The sequence below is a fragment of the Collinsella sp. SGI.095 genome (genome assembly GCF_050314535.1).
Classification (GTDB): Bacteria; Actinomycetota; Coriobacteriia; order Coriobacteriales; family Coriobacteriaceae; genus Collinsella.
The window spans coordinates 1-975 of record NZ_JBNPNG010000056.1; the positions used below are offsets into that span (position 1 = coordinate 1).

The window sequence follows — 975 nt, forward strand, 5'->3', positions numbered from 1 at the left end:
CCTCGGGCCTGGGCCTGGCGGCCCTGGCGGCGGCCCTGGCGGCGTTCCACTCCTCGCAGCGCACGGCGTCGAGCGCGTCGTTCATCCACTGGACCACGCGGAAGGGGTCCATGACCCACCTCGCGTTGGGGCAGCGGCGCTTGACCAGCTGCCTTATCCACCTCGCGCCGTCGGCGGTCACCACCTCTATGGCGCGCCTCTGCTCGCGCGTGAGCTCGTCGAGGAACAGGTTGAGCACGTCCTTGCCGGTGCCCTCGTGCGCCCAGATGAGGCAGCCGCGGTCGTGGTCGACGACCACCGTGACGTACTTGTGGCCCTTCTTGTACGACGTCTCGTCGATGCCGATGCGGCGCACGCCGTCGAACCTCGAGGCGCCGCGCGCGGCCTCCAGCTCGGCGTAGACGCGCCTGCACACGCCGCCCACGCTGTGCCACTCGACGCGGGCGAGCTCGGAGACCGCCGAGGCGGTGCAGCGGACCGCCAGCCACGCCACCCAGTCCTCGAAGTCGCGCGTGAAGCGCGCCCCGTGCCGCGCCCAGGGGACGGCCTCGGTGCGCACGCCGTGCTCCGGGCAGCGCACCCTGCAGGGCGCGTACTCCAGGTAGCAGGCCGAGCGCGCCAGGTCCATCGCCCTCCACAGCCTGGGGGCCCCGCGGTTCGCCATGTCGTAGAAGTCGCAGGCCCTGCCGCATACGGGGCAGCGGCGCTGCTCGCGCTTGTAGGGCCGGACGCTCACGACGATGCGCTCGGCCTCGATGCGCGCGCCCAGGACGACCGTGCGGGCCAGACCGAGGGCGAGAAGTAGTAGACTCTTCATGCGTCACACCTCTTCGGTTGTCTGAATTTGGCTTAGCAATCATAGGCGGATGACGCGGAAACGGCCCCTCCCGGGGCCGTTTCAGTTCCAGATCGTTGTTTTCGCCCGCTGAGCTGGGCCTATGCCGGAATCTCTCCCACAGAAACCACCGAAGAGCC

Annotated in this window: 1 protein-coding gene; it reads right to left on the minus strand. The window is 69.9% G+C overall.

Annotation, left to right across the window (positions count from 1 at the left end; all coding sequences use genetic code 11):
• A partial coding sequence (locus ACQRCA_RS08440) for a transposase (RefSeq protein ID WP_427719891.1) occupies positions 1–817 on the minus strand: 817 nt, incomplete at its 3' end.
• Positions 818–975: the final 158 nt, after the last annotated feature.